Annotated in this window: 1 pseudogene; it reads left to right on the forward strand. The window is 39.1% G+C overall.

Annotation, left to right across the window (positions count from 1 at the left end):
* Positions 1-327 (forward strand): annotated as a pseudogene (locus AX662_RS10770) (muramidase); the annotation flags it as partial.

Genomic DNA, 327 nt, shown 5'->3' on the forward strand with positions numbered 1-327 from the left:
AGACAATCAAGACTCCAGACGGTAAGACATACAAGATCGTACCGAAAGGTGACTACCCAGTAGGTAAAGTTGATGGCGATGGACACCTTGAATCATCTGACCCAATTAAAGGTAAAGTTGATAAACCACGTTCAATCATCACTTACGTCTACAAAGAAGTGAAGGGTGACGTTTACGTTCACTATAAAGATACTGAAGGTAACACAATCAAGACTTCAGTTGTTGATGAAAAAGATCAACCAGTCGATAAAGACTACGATACAGTAGTAGATAATCGTCCTAAGACTATCACAACAACTGATGGTAAAGTTTACGAATTGGTACCAG

The sequence above is a fragment of the Streptococcus sp. CCH5-D3 genome (assembly GCF_001556435.1).
GTDB lineage: Bacteria > Bacillota > Bacilli > Lactobacillales > Streptococcaceae > Streptococcus.